The following is a 21,978-nucleotide window of genomic DNA, read 5'->3' on the forward strand; positions in this document are numbered from 1 at the left end:
AACTCCTTCGGGTATGCTTTTCTCTGTTGTGACATAATTTCTGTTAAGATAAGTAATCCTCTTAACTCTGTGTCTACTCAAATGTAGCAAGTCCAACATTTCCGACGGGGTAAAAAGGCCAGGTGCATTGCAGAGGAAAATTGATGCAGACAGGCGGGTAATGACCAGGCAAATAGATGAATTGGTGAGAGATGGGTTCGTAGATAAAATCTCTTTTGATACAAAAATTCCTAAAGTTGAATATCACTTAACAGCTTTGGGAGTTAGCCTCCTGCCTTTGATCATCAGCCTGGAAAGCTGGGGCGAAAAAAACAGAGCTGTTTTAGAAACAGCCCTGAATGAAAAACAATGACCGGATCATCCGGAAGCCGGCATAATGTATTACCTAGATTTACATATCTGATCGCAAGACTTGCATGACGTCCCCCAACATTGTCATCAAATGGTTTTTGGTTATCTTTGCATCATCATGTCTGAAAAGGAAATTACTGTTTGGCTAACTAAACAACTTCGTCTTTTTATCCCAATAAAAGACAACGACAGCGCTGAAATTGCTTCGTTGTTCAAATTCCGTACAGTACTCAAGGGCGATTATCTGCTAAAAGAAGGACAATACGGAGATTGGTGGGGATTCGTTTACCAGGGTCTATTACGGTCATATTCATGTGATGCTAATGATGTTGAATATACTAATGCCTTCCTCAGGGAAGGCTCTTTTACTAGCGAATTAGTAAGCTTTTCTGGTGCAGCGGTTAGTTAGACCAATGTGACGGCATTAGAGGATTCTCTTATACTTTGTGTAAATAAACCAACCCTGGATATGCTTTATAGAAATTATCCTGATTTTGAAAGGTTTGGCAGATTATTATATGAAAAGATTCTTATTGAATACAAAGAGCGCAATCTTTTCAGGGTAAGACTAAACGCACAAGAACGCTATCTTCATTTTCTTACCAATGAGCCTGAACTGATCAAAAGAGTTCCCTTAAAATATATTGCCTCCTATCTTAATGTAACTGATACCAGTCTAAGCCGTATCAGACGAAACCTGCAACGATTGGTTGACTGATTTCTTGTCTAAAGACAAGCGCAAAGCTCTTTGAAGCGTTCTATCTTGCAAAAAAAACAAGATGGAAACACGGAAAAAAATAGCCCTGATTACAGGTGCCAACAGGGGATTAGGCTTTGAGATTGCTCGTCAGTTAGGGAAAAAGCAAATCAAAGTTTTGATAGGTGCCAGAAACGTTACCGCCGGAGAGGCTGCCACCAACAGGCTGATTGCTGAAGGAATTGATGCCATATTCTTTTTATTGGATATCACCCAAGCTGATAGTATATCCAATACTGTAAAGCTTGTTACTGAAAAATTCGGATACCTGGATATTTTAGTTAACAATGCAGCCTGCTTACCTAAAGCGACAGATGCAGGCTCGCCGAGCCAGGTAGGTAAACAATTACTACTCGATTTTCTAGAGACCAACTTATTGGCACAGATAAGCGTAACCCAATCTTTTCTGCCATTGATCAGGCAAAGTACTGCCGGTAGAATTGTAAATATGTCGTCCACAATTGGCTCAGTAACTATATCTGGCGAACATTTACATCAAAACGGAACTAAACCGCCACGCATTCCATATGCAGTTTCAAAAGCTGCATTCAATATGTTCACCGTATTATTGGCCAAAGAATTAAGATCAGAGGGAATAAAGGTAAATAGCGCAGATCCAGGATTAACCCAAACAGACGCAGGCGGACCGAATGCACCTTATACTGTGGAGCAAGGTGCACGACCAGCTGTATGGTTATCCTGCCTGGATGACAACGGTCCTACTGGTTGCTTTTTCACCCATGTAGATAATCACGTAGTTAATAATCCGTGGTAAAAATCAATTTGTAAAAATGTAATCTATCTGGAATAAGACATTATGAAAGAAATCATTGAAGCAAATTCGGGCACATTATCGGCAAAGGCAGTTTCATATGAGAGTTTAGGCGGAGCAGAAATCATAAAAATAGTTGACCGGACTGTCCGGATACCGGAAGCGGGCGAAGTGCGCATTCGTGTAAAAGCCGCTGGTGTCAATCCAACTGATGCACTCCTGCGCAAAATGGATAATCCGATGGTGCGTTTTCCCGTCATTCCTGGTACAGATGCAGCAGGTGTTATTGAATCAGTCGGACCAGGGGTCTCAAGGTTTAAGATTGATGACGAAGTAATGGCTGTGCTCACAGCCTTTAGACCGGATGGCGGTGCACAAGTTGGATATATAGTTGTACCAGCGGCATCAGTAGTTCTTAAACCACAGAATGCCACTTTTGCTCAGGCAGCAGGATTGCCTATGAACGGCCTGACTGCCCTCAGAGCGCTTGAGCTAACTCAACTCAGGGCAGGACAAACAATAGCCATCACCGGAGGCGCGGGCGTCCTTGCGCACTATACAATCGCAGTTGCTAAAAGAATTGGCCTTATTGTGATTGCAGATGCAAAACCTGAAGACTACGACCGGGTGCGCAGCTATGGCGCTGACTTTGTTATTAAACGTGGAGATGATTTCGCAGATCTAATTCGGCAACAATTCCCGTATGGCGTTGATGGGCTTATAGATACAGCAGTATTGGTAGAGAAGTGTTTTCCTGCTGTTCGTGATGGAGGCATATATATTTCTGTACGTCGATTGGGTGATATACGCAATGAGCGGGATATTAAAATCAGTATGGTCTGGGTACCAGATGTATTGGAAAATACCGAAGGGCTTGAATTACTGAAGGAAATGGTTGAGACCGGAGAAATTAAACTTAAGGTTGCGGGTGAATATCCACCAGAGCGGGTTTTCGATGCACAACAGACACTTGCAGCTGGTGGGTTACATGGCCGGCCAGTAATTTTATTTTGATAATAGCACAAATCAGTTGAAGAATGTAAAAAATCAATTAAACATAAAGTTCTAACACGTAACTTAGTAAATCATCAAACTGCTGAAAAGTAATCCATGCTTATTTTGTAAGAAAACAAGCTCGGTTTAAGTAGTACTGGTCACAATACAAACCTAATTAGGCGGCTCCGAATTAAAGAAATATAGATAAATCAGTTTCCGTTTTGGTTCGGTTGTATACTCGTTTTGTTCAAAAACGACTACACATCGTTTTACTACCGTTCCTGCACCGTACCTTCCATACCCCTACAATACTACAAACATACGACAACCGTACTGCATCTTTACCCTCTAAGTATAGTTGCAGTACTGTTGTCGTATGGAAGGAGTATACATGGTACGGTACAGAAACGAAACTGCTACGGTTAATACATGTTGCAGGACAGAACAGTATAAGAACCATATATAACCACTGGAGATGTAGCGCCAGTTCTTGTGGTATAAAGAACCTATAATTATATATTACAACATATAAATTTCAATATTATTAATAATATTTCATATTCTTTGCAAATATAAATTATTAGTATTAGGTTTGCTTAATTTTTTACAACGGGTCTACAAATCCGTCATGCAATAATTTACGATATAAGATACACCTTGTTTTAGCAGCTTGCAGATTTGATTGTTGCATGATTTGACACTGAAAAAAATAATTAACTAATTTTTTCATTAAATCATTTAGCCATGACTATTATTACAAGTGGTGCTTTCGTAGGATTCTCAGGCACAGTTAATGGGATGGCATACTGCCAGCTTCCCGATGGCAAAACGTACTCAAAACGACAAAACACACCAAGCTCCATACCACCCAGCCCCAAACAGTTGACGGTTCAGGAAGACACAGGTGTTGTTACGCAGTTCGTTAAACCTTTTAAAAATTTCATCAGCGTAAGTTACAGGAACGAGGCAAGAAAAACGTATATCAGTACGCACAATGCGATGGTCAGTCGAATCAGAAAATTTGCACTGACAGGAAAATCTCCCAACCGCAAAGTTGATTTGTCCAAAATTCTTGTTAGCAAAGGTGACCTGCTCCCTGCAGAAAATTCATCAGCGGAATTGACAGAAACCGGGCTTACTTTCAAATGGAGTACGGAAACGGAAGATGGAATGAATCATCACAGCAATCAGGTGATGATGCTTGCCTACTTTCCAAAACTGCAGGAAGTAAAGTCTGATACCGGCGGGGCTAAGTGGCACAGAGGTGAGGATTCGCTTTCACTTTTAGGGGTTAAAAAGGAAGGGTACGTAGCAGAGATGTTTATCTCATTCATTACAAATGATCAGACAAGCATATCAAACAGTATTTATCTTGGACAATTTATCTGGTAATTATGGCCACACAACGAAGCCCATCAATGTTAGGCAATATCCGCGGCGGAATAGATAATGTAATCCTGAGTGAATGGAGGGGAATTTTTGTAGTTAAGAAAGCGCCCTCAAAGTTAAAAAAGAAAAATTTCCTCCCGATCAAATCACGAGCACCAATGTTTTTGGAACGGTGAGCAATTTTCTCAGAAGTGCCAAAGGGGCATTCAGGATAGGACATCAGTTACCACGGACAGCCAGTTTTACTGCCTGGAATGCTATAGTTTCACATAATCTTCAACATGCCGTTACCACGGTTAATGATCAGGCTGTGCTGGATCTCACGGAAGTCAGGTTCAGCAAACCAATTCATAAAACCCAGCAGGCATGGAACGCGGTTGTATCTGCTGAAAGTGGGTACAAGGTAACCCTAAGATGGGAACTTACTCCAGATGCTGAAAAGTGCACACGTATGGATGACAAGGTTATCCTGGCGTGTTATGACGCAGAGACCGGAAAGTTCACTACTTACAGGAAAGTTGCTTGCAGGAGTGCGCTTAGCTATACTGTTGACTTTATCAGCTGGTATGCCGGCCATGACATGTATTGGTATATATTCATGGTTTCTGATAATGGGAAGCTGATTTCAGAAACAGAGTACCTTGGAATGGCCACGGTAAGGGCGTAATTCTTGGTATAGGTTTTTTACTGCTCCACCCACTTCAAAAAAGCCTGTACCTTGATTTTACTGACAATCACTTTTTCAGGCAATTCGCTTTTTGTAGTGATAAAAAGCTTACGGTTAAAATAATGCTCAATATTGACGATAAAATCACGGTTCAGAATAAACTTTCTGTTTACCCTGAAGAACTGCTGGGGGTTGAACATTGCTTCCAGCTGTTCAATTGTGTATTGTACAGGATAACTGGCAGCTCCGGAGGTATATACATGCACGGCGCCGTTTAAAACATACACCCCCTGGATATCGATGACCCTGATCGGAATGATCTTTTCCCTGTAATGCACCAGCAGGTTCTGCTTATAACTGGTGTCCATTTGCTGGATCACTTTGTTCCGGTTGTTTACCTGCTGCGCACTGCTCAGCAGATGTTCTTTGAACCGTAAATATTTCTCTACGCTGTTTTGCAGCATATCTTCTTCGATCGGCTTGAGCAAATAATCGATACTGTTGGATTCAAATGCCCTGATGGCATATTCGTCAAATGCAGTACAGAAAATCACAGAAGCTTCGGTTTGTACTTCTTTAAAAATTTCAAAGCTTAAGCCGTCGCTCAGCTGGATATCAGAGAAGATCAGTTCAGGCATTTCGTTGCCCTTCAGCCACTCAATTGCAGAGGCTACAGAATGCAGAACAGCCTCAATGATAATTTCATTATCCAGAGACTCCAGCATCTTTTTCAGTTGCTGCGCCGTCCTTAATTCGTCTTCTATGATAATTACTCTCATTTTTGCAGTAAAGGCAAGCTAACACAAAATTTGCTATTTTCCTTAGAAACACTGATCGTGGTATTTCCCAGTAACCTGTAGCGTTCACTAATGTTTTTCAATCCGGTACCTGTACCCGTATTTGCTTCCAGCACCTTTTTGGGGCGATGGTCATTTTCAACGATCAAGGCCGGGGAACCATCCGTTTTTATCGTAATATGAAGCGGCTGCTGGAGCGTGAACATATTATGCTTAATCGCATTTTCCACCAGTAACTGCAGCGACAGCGGCGGTATCATCATTTTCAGGTGATGCTCGGAAATATCTATCTTTACCTGAAGGGCCTTATCGAACCGCTCATTCATAATATAAAGATAAGATTTGATAAATATCAGTTCATCTTTCAGCGGCGTGAGATAATGCTCGTTAAAATTGAGGACATAACGGTAAACGGCTGCGAGCTGCACGATATAACTTCTGGTATGCTGATCCGGGGCTATTGCATTTAGCGTACTCAGGGAATTAAACAAAAAATGGGGACTGATCTGCTGCTGCAAAGACAATAGCTGCGCGCGAAGATGTGCTTGTTCAAGTATCTCATTTTCAAGCTTAGATGTCTGTAATGCTAAATTAGTGTGTATGCTATAAAAAGCGCTGTAACAGATCACACTTACAATAAAACCACCAAAGAATGCATGAAGTATGTTGCGGAGACTGTTAAGAAGAATTGGCGGGTCTATAAAGTGGTTGTCCGGCAATAGATAGGATACAAACCTGTTGAGCGATACTACCATCAGGATGGCGATCAGGTTGCTGATGATGAGCCTTGCAGAATTACTTAAATATGTTGTTTTGTGGAGCAGGAAATAAGCGTGGATTACCCAGCATGCAGTCATATAAAAGGTGAGGCGCAATGTGTAGTCCAGATATTCCCATAACGGCACACTGACAGGGCTGCTCTGGCGAAGAAATAATGTGCTGATCGCAAATATCCCCGCCAGGATCAGGCACCACTTGATCTGATATGCTTTAAACATTATACAAATGTATTTAATTAATCAGTTTATGTTTCAAACTCTGTCAGATATGAACAAAATCAGCTTTGAAATGGACAAATTGTGAAATGAAGAGGTTTGCCAGATCTGCACAGCAAGGGTTACAAATTGAGCCAGTTGTAAAATTATAATCAATTAAGTAAATTCACATATCAACCTTCAGCACCCCCGCAAATGATTAATTTCAATCCGAATGATTTTGAACCTGTCAGAAGGATCGCTCTTGAGTTTCCCAACGCTGCCGACAGCCTCTCCCACTATGATACGCCTTCAGTAAAAATCAAAAAACACCTGTTGTGCCGGTTAAATGAAAACGGAGAATGGATTGTTGTCCGCACAGATTTTGAAAGCCGTGATCACTTTCTTGAGCAATATCCCGAAAGCTGCTTTATCACTCCACACTACCAGAATTACCCCTACATCTGCTTACAAGTCAACAATTACAGCACTGATCTGGCAAGAGCCGTTTTGGAAAGTGGCTATAAGGCAATCATAGCAAAGAAGAAAAAATAAGGCCTGTAGCGCTTTGTCGCAATTATGCCGTAAACAAGTCGTAAGAAAAAACACCTTCCTGGTCTATCTTTACGGCGGCAAAAATATAAAAAGATGAAAAATACAGAGATGGCACAAAAGATTAAAGCCCTCCGAAACCGTAAAGGATTTAGTCAGGAACAACTGGCCAGTGCCGCTCAGATCAACCTGAGAACAGTACAGAGAATTGAGGCAGGTGATACTGAACCAAGGGGAGATACGTTGAAACGTATTTCTAGCGCACTGGATATCGATCCTGATGAACTTATTGGCTCAGCTGAACAGGAAGATAATGGTTTTTTAGCCTTTCTTAATATCTCTGCGCTGTGTTTTATTCTATTTCCATTGCTGGGGATCATCGTACCGCTGTGTGTCTGGATGCTCAGGAAAGATAAAATCAGGAACATCGGCAAAGTGAGTAAGCACCTGATCAATTTTCAAATGACCTGGTCTCTGGTATTTTTTATCTATTGGGCTATTTTCACCAGTTCCATAATGCTGGGCTTCACCATGCCTCTGCCCAAAATTGCTGGTATCGGATTGCCGGAACGGATTATTCTGATCTTTATGCTTTTATACCAAATTAATATCGTGATCATATTAATTAATGGTGTGAGGTCATATAGTGGACAGGAAGTATTTTATAAGCCTGCAATCAAATTTCTGAAATGATCGCAGGCAGGCAGCTATCTGTTCAGGTAATAGATAGCTGAAAATTTTGCAACAGTCCCATTATCCTTTTCAACCTCTTTCTGATCAGCCAGTAATTGCTGCACAGAAAACCGTCCCTGCAGCTTCAGCTTCAAAGTAAGCTCCACAGGTTGATGATCCGCAAGTTTAAGATAAATCACATCGGTCTGGGTGTCCTGATTATAACGTATAGCCGATATGTACAGGAAATTATATTTAAATTTCTCATCCCCGTAAGAAAACTGAGGTCTTACAGCAAAAATTATGGGTATAATTTTTCCGTTCTCATCTTTCCTGTACACCTGGATATTATCTTTTGTATACGCACCGCTGGTCTTATCACTTAATAAATCGTCACCTGCTGCATTTCTGATCACCAGGTCTAATTCCGGCCCTTCAATCGGTGAACATCCACACAGGCCCCCACCATCAGCATTCATTTTTTTGCATCCCATATTAACTATAAAAAGGACCGCGCAGACAACTAAAAATTTTTTCATGGTTTTGTTTTTAAAAGCGTTGAATAATAGAGTAAGTATCTAATTGTTAGAACGTAAGACAATCTCAATACGCTACATGAAAAATGCAAATCAATTGACTTCATCGTAATCCTTATTTAACTTTGGCTTAACCTTCCAAAGATATCTTTTTCCGCATATTTGCACAGGCAGGTGCAGCACTATCTTCTGCAGACCATTTCGGACAGATGGCAGAATAACTATGGACAGGTTATTATCTGAATGGTCTTGAAGGTTGGGCGGGCTGCCGGCGAAAGAACCATATGATTTGATATTAATAATAACATGAACATAAAAACCCTGCTTTGCCTGGCAGCCTTAACAGCGGGCTTTAGCCCTGCGATTTACGGACAGCATTACGATGTGACAAAGAACACGCATTCACATAACGATTATCTGCAGCCGCAACCCTTTTACACGGCACATGCCAATCATTTTGCTTCGATGGAGGTAGACGTTTTTCTTGTAAACAATGAATTATATGTAGCCCACAATAAGGAAGACATCGATAAAGAGCGAACAATAGAGCGCCTGTACATTGAGCCAATCCTTGCGCAGATCAAACTGAACGGTAACAATAAGATTTACTGCGACAGCGGTAAGCTCCAGCTGATGATCGATCTGAAAACTGATGGTGGGCCGGCATTGAAATGCCTTGAAGCCAAACTGAAGCCCATCCGTAAGTATTTTGATGTGAAAAACAATCCAGACGCTGTAAAGCTGGTAGTTACCGGAGATGCTCCAGATCATAGCCGCTTCAAGGCTTTTGATGATATCTTCTTTTTTGATGGAAAGCGCAACACTCCCTATACTGCTGAGCAGTTGAAGCGGGTAGCTTTCTTTAGTGCAGGATTGCAGGAATTTACAAAATGGAACGGATTGGGCCGGATGGTTGAAGAAGACTACCGCAAATCGAAGAATTTTGTAGACTCGGTACACCGTCAGGGGAAGCAGGTACGTTTCTGGGGAAATCCAGATACAAAGACCTGCTGGCAGGCGTTCATCAAAATGGGCGTGGATTTCCTGAACACGGATTCCCCGGCAGAGATGGCGAAATTTTTGAATAATTATGATAACAACAGTTACCTGGCTACATCCAGATACAGCACTTACCAGCCAAGCTACAAAAGCGACAACAATAAGTCCAAACCCAAAAATGTGATCCTTCTGATTAGTGACGGAGCGGGGTTTTCTGAATTCTGGGCTGCAGCAACAGCTAACGGCGGATATCTGAACGCTACAAATTTCAAACATATCGGTTTTTCCAACACGGCACCTGCCAATGATTACACTACGGACTCAGCAGCCGGAGCAACAGCAATGGCTACAGGAGAAAAGACCAACAACCGCTTTATCGGAATGGACTCAACAGGGCACCAGATCCCTGATCTTCCTGAAATGCTGATCAAAATAGGAATACGCTCGGGTATTGTAAGCAATGACCGGATAACGGGAGCAACACCTTCTTCATTCTTTGCACACCGGACGGAGCGCGACCAGAGCGACAGCATTGCCGCAGACCTGCAGCACAGCCCTGCTTCGCTGGTGATCGGCGGGTATCACCCGGCCTTTGCTGCTAATCAGAATGCTATCTTAAATAAAGTGAAAGCCTCCGGGTTTGAAGTATTTGAAGGACTTGGAAAGCTGCCTTCCTACAATAAAGATAAAAAAGTGCTTTGTTTTGATGGCGACCGCCCGGCGGATAACTTCAGGATGATTGAGAATGCCTTTGATCAGAGCGTAAAATATCTCGCGGCAGATAATAAAAAAGGCTTCTTTCTTGTGATGGAAGGTGCTAAAATTGATGGCGGAGGCCATTCCAACCGGATTAAACAGTGTATTGACGAATACCTGAGTTTTGACAAGGTAATTGGCAAAGCCATGAAGTTCGCCGATGACAATGGCGAAACGCTGGTATTGGTTACTTCTGACCACGAAACCGGCGGACTGATTGTTTACGACGGGGATTATAAAACCGGTGCGGTTACCGGAACTTTTACCACCACCGATCATACAGGTTTACCTGTGCCGTTGTTTAGTTACGGCCCGGGAGCAGAAAATTTTACGGGATTTATCCAGAATGCTGATATTCCGAAAAAAGTGGTTGCACTGCTGAAATAGGGAATTTCACAGGTACAACTATCAGCTAAACGACTGTCTGAATTCCAGCGGTGAAACTTTCACCCTGGTTTTAAACAAGCGGTTAAAGGACTGCGGGTGCTCAAATCCCAGGTTGTAAGCAATCTCAGCTATAGTGAGATTGCTTGTGCTGAGGATATCTTTTGCGTTTTCGATCAGTTTATTGTGAATATGCTGCTGCGTGGTCTGTCCGGTCAATGACCGCAGCATATCATTAAGATAACGTGGTGATACTTTGAGATGATCTGCAATTTCCTGCACTGCAGGCAGTCCTTCAAGGAGGGATTTCTCATTCGTAAAGATCTCTGTGAGGTAAGCCTCCATCTCTGCGATCAGGTCATTGTGCACGATCTTACGGGTGATGAACTGCCGGCTGTAGAAACGGTTACTGTAATTGAGCAGTACCTCTATCTGCGAGATGAGTACATCCTGGCTAAAATGATCAGTACTGGTATCCAGTTCCATAGCTATGTTATCAAATACTGAAAAGATAATCTTCTTTTCCTTGTCAGATAAATATAGGGCCTCGGCAACAGAATAGGAGAAAAAACCATATTTAGCGATCTGCTTTCCCAGCGGGTAGTTGCGGATAAAGTCGGGATGAAACAGCAGCGTATAGCCGCTGTAGTCTTTTTCTTCCGCAGCGGCAGCGATCAGCTGATTAGGCGCAGTGAACGACAGTCCGCCCTCCTCAAAATCGTAATGCCCCTGCCCGTATCTGATCTGCCCGGCAAAATGTTCCTTGAATGATACCTTGTAAAAGTTAAGCACATAACCAAGTCCCAGCTGTGTGGTATCAACTTTGATATCCTTATAGTTCACCAGCGCCACCAAAGGGTGCATTGGTTTGGGCAGGCCCAGGGTTTTTAACATCGCGGATATACTCTGAAAGATAACTGGCTGAAGATTTCCCATATCATATGATTTGATACAAATGTAGATTTATATTCAGTACCGCATGTAGCCGATCTCGCTGATAGTGTAACCGAAAATACATGTGCTGTACAGCTGAGGGATTATTCCCCTGCAGCTCCCGCTGTAACCTTTCCTCCCCTGCCCAATGTGTTAAACGCCCGGAAGCGCAGGTTTTCTGATTTGCTGAGAGGTTTCAAATATAATCTGCTGTGTACATCAGGCACCGATCCGTCAGTGGTATAGCGGATCTGGAATCCCGGAAGGTCTGTATTTGCTTCGGCTTTGTTACCCCTGATGCGAACGGCCGGAGTTGGAACCCTGTATTGGTAGCCTCCTGAATAATGATCGAGCCGTTTCATTTCACGAGATACCGAGCATGTAAAACGCGACCAGTCTTTTACATAGGCACTACCTGCTCTTACTGTATCTTTTTCGGCAACCCATGCCGGTGATGCAGACCAGGCCCGTTCTGATAGGGCAAGCAAACGCGGCAGATACATATACTCCAGTCTTTCAGGCGTTTGCACAGTTTCTGTCCATAACAGTCCCTGTATACCGGCTATATTTTTTTGTCCCGCAGCGGTAAGGTGTTCAAAGGCGGCGAGCATTGATTTTGGCAATGGTTTATTGATATAATCGGTACGCTGGTTCCGCAGGTAATCAAAAGGAATAAATTTAAAGGATTGCTCCAGATCGATCAGGCCTCCCCAATTGAATCCGGGTTCGTCAAACTTGCGGGTGTAAGCCATATCAAAGTAGAAGTTGGTCACAAAAGAAAGGATAACTTTATACCCTGAATTAGCCAGACGGTAGGCCAGGTCTTCATTGCCCGACATATTATTCCATACATTCACATGGAAATTCTGATCCAGAAATAAGGGGTTGGGCTGCCATCTCCTGGGATTTTCCGGAGATTTCCGCAGTGCTGTTTCCTCCCACCCGGAAAGGTAAAGCCCTTTTTTGCCGAGCATTGCACACAGACGGCCAAAGAAGTAGTTCCATAAATCTGCGGGCTGCCTGATTTCAGGATGAACCGCCTTAAAAGCATTAACGGCAGGCGATCCTGTCCATACTCCTGCCGGAACCTCATCACCGCCAAAGTGAATCGTTTCCAGTGGCGCACCAGCCTGCTGATACATATCAATCAGCTCATTGCTAACGGTTTCGAGGAAATGATATACCGAAGGCATGGATACGTCTATCACATGATCATTCCACTGCTGTACAGAGCGGTAAACAGAAGTGTCTATTTCATCTCTGAGCAGGTATTCGCGGGCTTTCAAAGTGTCACCTGACTTCATGAATTTCCTGTAACGTGCCTGCATGGAAACAATTGCCGCACGGGCATGACCGGGTGTTTCAATTTCAGGGATCACGCTGATATGCCTTTGGGCAGCATATTTTAAAATGTCTATAAAATCCTCACGTGAATAAAACCCGGTGCCGGAGTTCACTCCTGCCATCGGCCCTGAGCCATATGAAGGTATCAGCTTGTCCTGTTCATCAACAGTATGGCCCCGCTTTGAACCTATATCCGTAAGTTCCGGAAGGGATTTGATCTGTACCCGCCAGCCCTCATCGTCGTTAAGGTGCAGATGCAGGGTTGTCAATTTATACAATGATAATAAATCTATCAGTTTCAGGATTTCCTGTTTGGGCTGAAAGTTTCTTGCTACATCAAGCATCACTCCCCTGAAAGCAAATGCGGGACGATCCTGGACTTCAACGCACTTAAGTCTGACGGTCTTTTGTTTAAACGCGGCTGCATACACTTCAGGTTCTATAAGCACTTTTAACGACTGCAAACCGTAGTGTATCTCTCTGGCTCCTCTGCCTGATATCACCACTCCTGCCGCTGAAACGCTGAGTTTATATTCATCTTTCCTGAGCGCGGTATCTTTCTTCAGGATGATCGCAGCCGCTGATGAGCCGGATGAAACACCAGGCTTTTTCCCAAATATCACCTTGAGATCATCACTGAGCAACCCTTCTTCAGTGCTAAAGTTTTGATCAGCATATATTTTAGATGATGGGTTCAGGATATAATATCCTGCTGTTTCTTTGTAATATAGCGGTTTGGGAAATATCTTTCCGGCAGACAACAGTTCTGCTCCATTACTGGAAGCGAGTGGATTACTTTTTCTTCCGCGTTCGTTCAGCACAAAAAGCTGTTCCTGCGTTAATTCTTTATCCCCTTTATACCTTTCCATCCTGCGTTCGTCTGGCGCTGAGATGACTGGTGCATTCAAAGCAATTCCTACTGACGGTGCGTTGTCCCATACCAGATAAAAGCCCTGCGGGGCCTCACTCTCGTTCACAACCCATGAATTGGACAGATATTTCCATTCGATCTGTTGCCCTGCAGGCAATCCTGCAAAACTTTTCCCGGGCGTAAGCGTGTACAGGCCACCATTGATATGGCTGATCGTAAACGCATCATTCCCGGCAATGGCAGTGGTTCTCTTGCCATAATTGAAGTAAATCTTCCAGCCCAAAGCGGGAAAATTCTCAGCGCCGGTATTGCGGATACTGAGGCTATTCAAAGTTTGCTCTTTACCGAGATAATTGTTTTGATAGACCTTCCAGGTAAGTTCCAGTTTCTTTGGGTCTGGCTGCTGCTGATTGCTAGCGGCAGATGAGCTCCCCTTCAGGAAAACAGTGATGAGGCAGATATATATGATTTTATACAATGGTTTAGGCTTAAGGTCAGATATACAATTATTTTGAACGCTCCAGTCTGGCGCGCAGCACTTTGATTTTTGCATTGCGGAGCTCATTTTCCTGGGCGATCTCGGCCGGGTACATGAAGCCGGTATTGAGTGCAGTAAATTTCCGGTCAATTTCATCAGTATGCAAAGCTTCCAGTTCTTTCAGTAAAGGAGGCAGGCCTGTTTCGGTCATTTCCGGGGCGTTTGCACTGGCTTCGATCCACTGATAACTTAGGTACTGCAGCCTGATTGAGGTCATGAGCCTGTAATGCTCAAATTCATCGGTATTTTTTCCAGGCTGCAGTTTTTCCAGTATGTTCAGTGCCTGCTTTGTGCTGTCCAGCATCTGGGCAATGCTGAGATCAGTACCCACAGGCTGTCCCTGCGTAACCTCGAAAGGCGTGGTATTAATCGCTTTCCAGAACAGCTTCGAACTCTGTTCATCTAATCCATATTGTGATTTGCTGTAAGCTGTTACGAATGCACTGATGTCAAGAGGTTTAGTTGTTCTGATGCTTTCAAGAAATGCGGCGATCAGCATATTGAAACCGCTGATCGGGTACACATGTCTGATGGCATAAAGGTCCACCACATCTTTGGTGCTTTCCAGAACAGATGAATACAGGCCCGAAGTAGACCAGGATGTCATGATCATTCCCTTATACCCCAGGTTTTCTGCCAATGGCACAAAATCATGTATGTTCTTAAAATGTTTTGCCCATTGGGTGAGGAAAAAGTTGTCAGGGTGACTGCGAATCGCTGGCGAGCCCCAGATCTCGAAGCCGCTCTGCATCAGTTTCTGGTGATCACCAAACATATTGATGTCCCAGCCATAATTCCAGTCGATAAAAATCGTTTCTTTAGGCAGTCCTTTCAGGGCTTCAGGATATTTGAGCGCGATGTCTGCCCAGAGGACTGGCCTTTTGCCCAGGCTGACCACAGTTTCGCAAAGCATTTTGATGTAGTCGCCGTACAACCGGCCGATACCTACTTCCTTGATCTTCTTTTTAGATTCTTCAGAATGTCCGAGCAGATAGGTTTCATCGCCTCCGATGTGAATATATGGGGATTGGTGAGTTGAAATCAGGTCTTTATAAAGTGCGGTAAACAATTTTTTTGTTTCTGCTTCTTTTAGTGGATTAACCTGAGAGTAGTCTTTCTGATCCTCTCTCAGTTCTTTGTATTTTGGATTTCTGAGAATGTATTCTACATGGCCAAAGCTTTGCTGAAGTGGGATCACATCAATATGCAAAGAGCTGCAATAAGCAATAAAGGAGGTCACCTCTGTCCTGGTATAGGCATAACGGTTAGGGATCAGGGGCTCATCTTTAAAGGGATAAGTTCCTTCCCATTCCATTACCAGTGTGTTGATACCACTTTTACTGAGTTGCAGGGCAAGCTTTCTGAGCGCAGGCATAGGCATGGCCTGGATGCGAAGATCCAGGTGAAAGCCCCTGACAGGGAAAGGGCTTGCTTTTACCTTTGCAGTTGGCTGTGTGTATACAGCTGCAGCCTTAGCGGCATCCAGACTTACTATAGCAGCAGCCAGAAGTATCATCAGCAGTGTTGTTCTCTTTATCATATTCAATATTGTGTCAGTAAAATAAGCAAAGCAATTGGATTAATTGATCGTAATATCAAGGTTAAGGTCAGTTGCATAATAACCGCCGTTTTGATCACGTGCCTGGAAAACTATTTTATCAGTATTTCCGGTACCTCCGTACAGGTATTTAATAGCTCCTTTGGTAATATCAGATTGTGAGAAGGTGGCATTGGCGGCCATCGGAATACCATACTTTACCAGGAAACCAGCTGTGGGAGCCTGTTTCACTGTGTAAATAATATTCCTGTCTTCAGTACCAGTCATTTTCAGGTTGTCGGTAGAGAGCACTGCCGAAGCTTTAGCTGCAGTAACTGCAAGTGGCGTTACCTGCCCCAGTTTCAACAGCGTCAGTGGTGGGGAAGTCAGCATGATATAGGAAGCGTACAGTCCCGAAGAAAATTCCCTTGGGCGCAGCTTGATAAAATTATCTACATTATGTTTTAAAAAGACATTGATAAACGTTCCGTTGCTGGCATACAACTGGGTAACGGCCGATGTGACATCAAAAGATACCCATCCTACTGTTGCCCCCGGTACTGGTACAGTAGCCATTGCCACAGCACTGTAGGTAGGTGCATTGTTCCAGGTAATAGTTGTTTCCGTCCAATCCTTGTTTTCACCCAGATAGGCAGCAAAAGAAAAGGTTGTAGCAGTGGTAAGACCAGTATTATAAATGTAAACATAGATCCTGGCAGAGCCGATCTTGTCGCCAAAAGCAGGCTTGGTCAGCGGATATTGCATTACCCCTATCCTGCCTACTGTGGCATCTGCAGCACTTACCGCTTTCAGGTCTATTGTTGCCGCATCATTAAAGTTAGCAGTGTTATTGCCCGTTCCGCCCCGTACATATACATCTTTGGCAACAGCCAGTTTCTGTGTAACAGTGTTGCCTGCCGGGTTAGGATCATCTGATTTATCACTCAGTAAACTGTAATAGGTAAATTGAGCAGTAACCTGCGCTACACCGTTTTTAAACTCCAGGTCCTGCGATCTTACGAGGGCTGCCGATGAACCGAGAGCCGCATTCTGGTTAATATACAGAATGTACTGGTCTGACGTGCTGGCGGTTCTTGTATAGTAAATATAGTTACCACTGATGGTTTGTACTTTTCGCGTTTCATTGAGCGCAAGATCGGTAGACTTGATCCTGCCCCTGATGATCAGGTCGCCAATCAGGTTTTTCAGGATCATCGGCGGGGCATCTGCTACAGTAGCATATCCTATCGTTGCAAGCATTTGAGTTACGGCCGTATTGGTAAGAAACACCGCGGTGTAATCGTCAGTTTTGGCAAGTGTATCGAGCAGCCCCGCACGCTTCACCGCAGCCGAAAAAAGATCCAGCTGGGTATAATCGGTACTGTGGTCTTCAAGGAGATAGTCGCGCATAGAGAGCGACTTCAGGTTCGCACCTGCATCTGCCCCGGTACTGTCTTCATTTTTCAGGAGCTTGAATTTATTGCAGCTGAGCATCAGAGCCGTGCAGCAAAAAACAAGGAGTGCCTTCAGGTAAAGATTATGTTGTAGTTTCATCTTTATATATTTTATTGGTAATATGAATTTTGATCCAGTAATGGGTTTAACCTGATTTCGGTTAAGCTGATAGGCCAAAGATAATTGGCGGTCTGACTAAGCCCGTTGATTGGCTGCATCACTTTGATCGCCTTGCCGGTACGCACCAGGTCGAACCACCTTTTGCCTTCAAAGCACAGCTCACGGTCGCGCTCATCCAGGATCAGGTCTTCTATCTGGTCGGTACTCAAACCAGCGTATGAAGCTGCAGTATACACTGTGGCACCAGCCCTTGCGCGGATCTGGTTGACCAGGGTCATTGCACCGGCAACATCGCCTGTTTTGTTCAGCGCTTCGGCCCTGAGCAGGATAATATCAGCAAGACGGTAAATGATAATGTTCTTATCATCCTGGGTACTGCGGTCAAAACCAGACTTCTCAAAGAACTTCACAATGCCAGAATTGGTATCAAAATTGATCTTTGAGCGCAGATCGGTAGAAGTAAACTTACTGCTCAGGTAACCGCTGGCCTTAAAGAATGGCTGAAAACCCAGATCACCGTAAACCGTGATCAAAAACGATCTGGTGGCACGCTCAGCAAAATTATAGTCGATCTCAAAGATCGATTCCGAAGAAAACCCTTTGGTAAACATCTGCGCATAGGCCGTATTGTCGATCAGTGCAGGCGTGACATTGTAATCTATCGTAGAAGATGCACTATATAATGCCGTAAGCGAATAGGTACTGTTTGTAAGGATCTTTTGGGAGGAGGCCAGCGCATTCTGGTACTGGTGCCTCCACATATAGAAATCCGTATACAGCGCGTTGAGCGCTCCCATTGTAAACTGAGCACGTGTAGCCGAAGCCGTAGTATAGGTAGCCGGAACAGGTGCAATAGCAGCAGAATCCAGATCCGCCTGTATCCGGGCATAAACTGCCGCAGTATCCGAGCGTGCAATATTTACCTGCTGGTTGGCATCTGTAAGCGGTTCTGTAACCAAAGACAGTTTGCCCCAGAGGCGTGTCATGTAAAAATAGCAGAAGGCGCGGAGAGCGTACGCCTGTCCACGCACCGACTTGTAATCTGCATCCTTGCCCAGGTACAGCCCTTTCTGCTTCATCGTTAAGGTATTTTGCAGGATCAGGTTGCTCTGGTTTACTACCTGATAATAGGCATTCCAGCTCGTAATCGGCAGACTGGAGTTCAGGTTGTTCGTAAGCAGGTTGAGTGTCTGCGAACTCAGCGCCAGCGGGTTGATCACCACATTATCTGCCCTTCCTTCGCCATATAGCACAGATTCCGGTGCCATTGCGCCCTGTAAAAGGTTGTATGCACCATACAAAGCTGCCGTTGCCTGTGGGGTTTCTGACCAGAAGTTAGAGCTGGAATAGGAAGTGGTTGGATCAAGCTGCAATGTCTTTTTACACCCTGCCATCGCAAAGAGTGCCAGCAGGACGAGGCTGTATATTTTGTGATCTTTAAGTTTCATCTGATTAGAGGCTAATGTTTAAGGACAAATTATAGGTTCTGGTTCTTGGGAACGATCCGCGGTCTACCCCTACTGCCAGTGCATTGGTAGATGAGCTTACTTCGGGATCGTAGCCGCTGTATGATCCCCAGGTAAAGAGGTTCACTACCGAGAAACCAACGTTTGCATTGTTCATTCTTAAGCGGGTAAGGACCTTGCGCGGAATCCTGTAATTCAGGGCAAGGTTCTGCAGCCTGATGTAAGAACCGTCCTCTACAAACCTGCTCGAAATTGCATAGTTCAGCATTGGATCAGTTTTTACCAGTCGCGGTACATCGGTCACGTCGCCCTGGTTACGCCATCTTCTCAGCTGATCGGTGCTTAGGTTCTGGTCATATGGAGTAGCGTCAAGGTTTCTTTTCACTTCGTTGAAAACGTCGTTGCCGATGCTGTAGGTCAGCAATGCCGACAGGGTAAAGTTGCCGTAGCTGAACTCATTCTGCAGGCCTCCTGTAAAGTCAGGGTTTGGGTTACCAATCACCTGCAGGTCAGCATCATTGATGATCCCATCCCCGTTCACATCTTCCCATTTTACGTCGCCGCCCTTGTAAATGGCGCCGTTAGCCGAGCCCTGGCGGTAAGGAGTTACCGCGCCGGTAGTGGCATTTTTCTGATAGACATTGTCCGAATCGTAAGCGTAAATCCCTAAAGCTTTCAGGCCATAGAATACCCCTGCAGGCTGTCCCACTCTTGCCATATTGTAGATATTAGGACGATAATCCTGATTTCCCGGCAGGGAAAGTATCTTATTCCTGTTCAATGAAAAAGTGAAAGTAGAATTCCATTTAAGGGCCTTATCGATATTGGTGGTGGCCAGCGTAAACTCCAGTCCCTTATTCTCGAGGCTGCCAAAATTTGCAGGAACAGTAGCATATCCGGTGGTTCCGGGAACAGCCACATCAAAGAGCAGCCCGGTAGTACGCTTAAGGTAGGCATCAGCTGTAAAACGGATCCTGTCGCGTAAAAAAGCAAGATCCAGGCCGATATTGGATTGTTTGGTGGTTTCCCATTTCAGTGATTCATTTGGCACCCCATTAGATACGATGGCTACATTGCTCAGGTAGGTACCAACATTGTAATACGATCCCTGCCATGCATAGTTACCGATACTCTGGTTACCGGTTACCCCAAAGCTTCCACGGATCTTCGCATTAGAAACAAAGGTTAACTTTTTGAACCAGTCTTCCTGCGAGATCCTCCATCCTGCGGAGAATGACGGGAAATAACCAAATCGGTTATCTGCCCCGAAGCGGGACGAGCCATCTGCACGCATGATCGCAGAAAAGAGATATCTTCCTTTATAGTCATAGTTGGCCCTTCCGAAAAAGGAAAGAAGGCTGTGTTCTTCTATGTTCTGATTATATAAGGAGACTGTTGAGGTACCGTTGATCGAAGTGATGGTTGCATCGATGAGTCCCTTACCTACAATGTTTACATTGTTATCATTAAATTTTTGGTAAGACTCGCCCGCCAGGAAGGTAAGATGATGATTGTCTGCGATATTCTTTTTATAACTCAGCGTATTTTCATTGATAAAAGAATAGCTTTTTCCTGTAGTAAGATATGAGGAGCTGATCTGGCCCTGGGGCAAAAGCGCCTGTGGCGTAAAATTGGTCTCTTCGGTATTCGAATAATCGAGGCCGAGGGTAGTTTTAAACTCCAGGTCTTTCGCCAGTTTTACCCTCAGGTCCTGGTTACCAAAGATCCGCCAGCGGTTGATCTTGTTGGCTGCCAGATCTGCAATGGCTACGGGATTAGGTTTACTGCCTTCCAGCAGCGGGATGAGCGCGCCGGTAACCGGGTCGCGGGGGCTATAAACAGGCATCGTGCTTAATGCCTGATAGATGGCGCTCTGGTTGCTGAGGCCCGTAAGCACCCGGTTATAGTCGTTCGTAGAAATGTTAAAGTTGGTATTTCCTGAGATCGTTTTACTGACCGTATAGTACACTTTTGCAGAAGCATAGGTTTGTTTAAACCTGGTATCAATGATAATCGGATTGATATCTTTATAACCTGCGCTCACAAAGTAGTTCATGTTGTTATCTTTCGAGGCTCCCTTTACACTAACATCCGCCTTGTACTGTAAGGCCGACCTGTACATGATGTCCTGCCAGTTATTATCTTTTGAATAATAAGGATGGAGCGAATCGATCACAGATACCTTGGCGGTTTGGGCGCCGGTAAAGTTAAATACAGCGTCCTGGAAGGCACTTCTGAACTGCGTAGCATTGAGTACCCCCACTTTTCTGGTGATATCGGCAACGCTGGCATTGGCAGAAAATGCGATTTCAGGTTTCTTTACGTTTTTACCGCTTTTGGTGGTTATAATAATCACCCCGTTGGAAGCTCTTGAACCATATATAGAGGCTGTACCATCTTTCAATACTTCTATCGATTCTATATCCTGCGGATTAATATCTGCCAGCGGACTAAAGGTAGAGGCATCGTCTACCAGTCCGCCCCCATAGGAATCTGAATTGATGGGTACACCGTCTACGATATATAAAGGCTGGCTGCTCCCGTTCACAGAAGATGCGCCACGGATCCTTACCGTAGCACCTGCTCCCGGTTCACCGGAGTTGCTGGTAATCTGCAGACCGGCGATCTTGCCTTGCAAACTGGTATTTACATCACCAAGCGCATGGGTATCCATTTGTTTCGCAGTGATAGAGCCTACAGCGCCGGTCACTTCTTTTACCTTCTGGGTTCCATAACCTACGTTAATGGTTACCTCGCCCAGTTGCTGGGCATCAATGCCGAGTTTGATTTCAAGGCTTCGATGGCTGCCGATTGTAATCGTCTGGTTTTTATAACCAACATATCCTATAGTAAGGACAGAACCTGTGTTTAACTGCAGGCTGAAGTCTCCGTTTTTATCAGTCGACGTGCCTTTGTTTGTACCCCTGACGTGAACAGATACACCAATAAGGCCCTCTCCCGTTTTTTCGTCCATAACATGTCCTGTGAAGGTAAAGGGCGGCCCCTGATTGGAGTTCACCTGCGCAACAGCGCCCAGCACAGACAGTAGTGCCATAAAGGCCATTAAGTAGATCTTCTTCATTAGCGTTATTTTATTCGGTTTAATTGATTT

At 44.3% G+C, this 21,978-nt stretch carries 19 protein-coding genes; 10 read left to right on the forward strand and 9 right to left on the reverse strand.

Going from position 1 to position 21,978, the window contains the following annotated elements:
• Nucleotides 1-97: 97 nt before the first annotated feature.
• The 7 genes from FN831_RS22385 (at nucleotide 98) to FN831_RS22415 (ending at nucleotide 4,932) form a co-directional block, all read left to right on the forward strand.
• Entirely contained in the window at nucleotides 98-352 is a 255-nt protein-coding gene (locus FN831_RS22385) for a winged helix-turn-helix transcriptional regulator (protein ID WP_262711897.1), read from the forward strand.
• Nucleotides 353-469: 117 nt separating this feature from the next.
• Nucleotides 470-760 carry a Crp/Fnr family transcriptional regulator gene (locus tag FN831_RS22390; protein ID WP_142530441.1) on the forward strand — a complete coding sequence of 97 codons (291 nt, stop codon included), beginning with the start codon at nucleotides 470-472 and terminating at the stop codon, nucleotides 758-760.
• A 60-nt stretch (nucleotides 761-820) separates the two neighbouring features.
• Complete coding sequence (locus FN831_RS22395) at nucleotides 821-1,069, forward strand: cyclic nucleotide-binding domain-containing protein (RefSeq protein WP_142530442.1); 249 nt, start codon at nucleotides 821-823, stop codon at nucleotides 1,067-1,069.
• 61 nt (nucleotides 1,070-1,130) lie between these two features.
• The gene (locus FN831_RS22400) at nucleotides 1,131-1,883 is read left to right on the forward strand and encodes an SDR family oxidoreductase (protein ID WP_142530443.1); all 753 of its coding nucleotides are present in this window, start codon (nucleotides 1,131-1,133) and stop codon (nucleotides 1,881-1,883) included.
• Between the two features lie 42 nt (nucleotides 1,884-1,925).
• Nucleotides 1,926-2,894, forward strand: coding sequence for an NADP-dependent oxidoreductase (locus FN831_RS22405; protein WP_142530444.1), 969 nt, complete (start codon nucleotides 1,926-1,928; stop codon nucleotides 2,892-2,894).
• 726 nt (nucleotides 2,895-3,620) lie between these two features.
• On the forward strand, nucleotides 3,621-4,268 hold the full coding sequence (locus FN831_RS22410) for a DUF6266 family protein (RefSeq protein ID WP_142530445.1): 648 nt from the start codon (nucleotides 3,621-3,623) through the stop codon (nucleotides 4,266-4,268).
• 142 nt (nucleotides 4,269-4,410) lie between these two features.
• Nucleotides 4,411-4,932, forward strand: a complete 522-nt coding sequence (locus FN831_RS22415) for a DUF6266 family protein (RefSeq protein ID WP_262711898.1) — start codon at nucleotides 4,411-4,413, stop codon at nucleotides 4,930-4,932.
• Between the two features lie 17 nt (nucleotides 4,933-4,949).
• Here the strand turns inward: FN831_RS22415 and FN831_RS22420 are convergent, their stop codons facing one another.
• Together FN831_RS22420 and FN831_RS22425 are read right to left on the reverse strand one after the other, a co-directional pair.
• The gene (locus tag FN831_RS22420) at nucleotides 4,950-5,711 is read right to left on the reverse strand and encodes a LytR/AlgR family response regulator transcription factor (RefSeq protein ID WP_142530447.1); all 762 of its coding nucleotides are present in this window, start codon (nucleotides 5,709-5,711) and stop codon (nucleotides 4,950-4,952) included.
• Entirely contained in the window at nucleotides 5,708-6,727 is a 1,020-nt protein-coding gene (locus FN831_RS22425) for a sensor histidine kinase (protein WP_142530448.1), read from the reverse strand. Before FN831_RS22425 ends, FN831_RS22420 begins: the two co-directional genes overlap by 4 nt.
• A 192-nt stretch (nucleotides 6,728-6,919) precedes the next feature.
• Between FN831_RS22425 and FN831_RS22430 the strand changes: the two genes are divergently transcribed.
• Nucleotides 6,920-7,258 carry a hypothetical protein gene (locus FN831_RS22430; protein WP_142530449.1) on the forward strand — a complete coding sequence of 113 codons (339 nt, stop codon included), beginning with the start codon at nucleotides 6,920-6,922 and terminating at the stop codon, nucleotides 7,256-7,258.
• Between the two features lie 93 nt (nucleotides 7,259-7,351).
• Entirely contained in the window at nucleotides 7,352-7,948 is a 597-nt protein-coding gene (locus tag FN831_RS22435; RefSeq protein ID WP_142530450.1) for a helix-turn-helix domain-containing protein, read from the forward strand.
• Between the two features lie 14 nt (nucleotides 7,949-7,962).
• Here FN831_RS22435 and FN831_RS22440 read toward each other — a convergent pair whose 3' ends face one another.
• Nucleotides 7,963-8,466: a hypothetical protein gene (locus FN831_RS22440; protein ID WP_142530451.1), complete on the reverse strand. Its 504-nt coding sequence runs from the start codon at nucleotides 8,464-8,466 to the stop codon at nucleotides 7,963-7,965.
• Nucleotides 8,467-8,769: 303 nt separating this feature from the next.
• Here FN831_RS22440 and FN831_RS22445 point away from each other — a divergent pair, with 303 nt between their 5' ends.
• The gene (locus FN831_RS22445; protein ID WP_142530452.1) at nucleotides 8,770-10,605 is read left to right on the forward strand and encodes an alkaline phosphatase; all 1,836 of its coding nucleotides are present in this window, start codon (nucleotides 8,770-8,772) and stop codon (nucleotides 10,603-10,605) included.
• Between the two features lie 21 nt (nucleotides 10,606-10,626).
• Here the strand turns inward: FN831_RS22445 and FN831_RS22450 are convergent, their stop codons facing one another.
• The 6 genes from FN831_RS22450 to FN831_RS22475 all read right to left on the reverse strand — a co-directional run bounded on the left by FN831_RS22450 (nucleotide 10,627) and on the right by FN831_RS22475 (nucleotide 21,948).
• On the reverse strand, nucleotides 10,627-11,538 hold the full coding sequence (locus tag FN831_RS22450; RefSeq protein ID WP_142530453.1) for a helix-turn-helix domain-containing protein: 912 nt from the start codon (nucleotides 11,536-11,538) through the stop codon (nucleotides 10,627-10,629).
• A 101-nt stretch (nucleotides 11,539-11,639) separates the two neighbouring features.
• The gene (locus FN831_RS22455) at nucleotides 11,640-14,228 is read right to left on the reverse strand and encodes a family 20 glycosylhydrolase (protein WP_185960574.1); all 2,589 of its coding nucleotides are present in this window, start codon (nucleotides 14,226-14,228) and stop codon (nucleotides 11,640-11,642) included.
• A gap of 28 nt (nucleotides 14,229-14,256) precedes the next feature.
• Nucleotides 14,257-15,828 carry a family 20 glycosylhydrolase gene (locus tag FN831_RS22460; RefSeq protein ID WP_246101693.1) on the reverse strand — a complete coding sequence of 524 codons (1,572 nt, stop codon included), beginning with the start codon at nucleotides 15,826-15,828 and terminating at the stop codon, nucleotides 14,257-14,259.
• A 39-nt stretch (nucleotides 15,829-15,867) separates the two neighbouring features.
• A complete protein-coding gene (locus tag FN831_RS22465) occupies nucleotides 15,868-17,379 on the reverse strand; it encodes a CBM96 family carbohydrate-binding protein (RefSeq protein WP_142530455.1) in 1,512 nt (503 codons plus the stop codon).
• Nucleotides 17,380-17,390: 11 nt separating this feature from the next.
• Nucleotides 17,391-18,848 carry a RagB/SusD family nutrient uptake outer membrane protein gene (locus FN831_RS22470; RefSeq protein WP_142530456.1) on the reverse strand — a complete coding sequence of 486 codons (1,458 nt, stop codon included), beginning with the start codon at nucleotides 18,846-18,848 and terminating at the stop codon, nucleotides 17,391-17,393.
• A 4-nt stretch (nucleotides 18,849-18,852) separates the two neighbouring features.
• On the reverse strand, nucleotides 18,853-21,948 hold the full coding sequence (locus tag FN831_RS22475) for a SusC/RagA family TonB-linked outer membrane protein (RefSeq protein ID WP_185960575.1): 3,096 nt from the start codon (nucleotides 21,946-21,948) through the stop codon (nucleotides 18,853-18,855).
• Between the last annotated feature and the right edge of the window lie 30 nt (nucleotides 21,949-21,978).

This window comes from Pedobacter westerhofensis (assembly GCF_900182595.1).
GTDB classification, from domain to species: domain Bacteria; phylum Bacteroidota; class Bacteroidia; order Sphingobacteriales; family Sphingobacteriaceae; genus Pedobacter; species Pedobacter westerhofensis.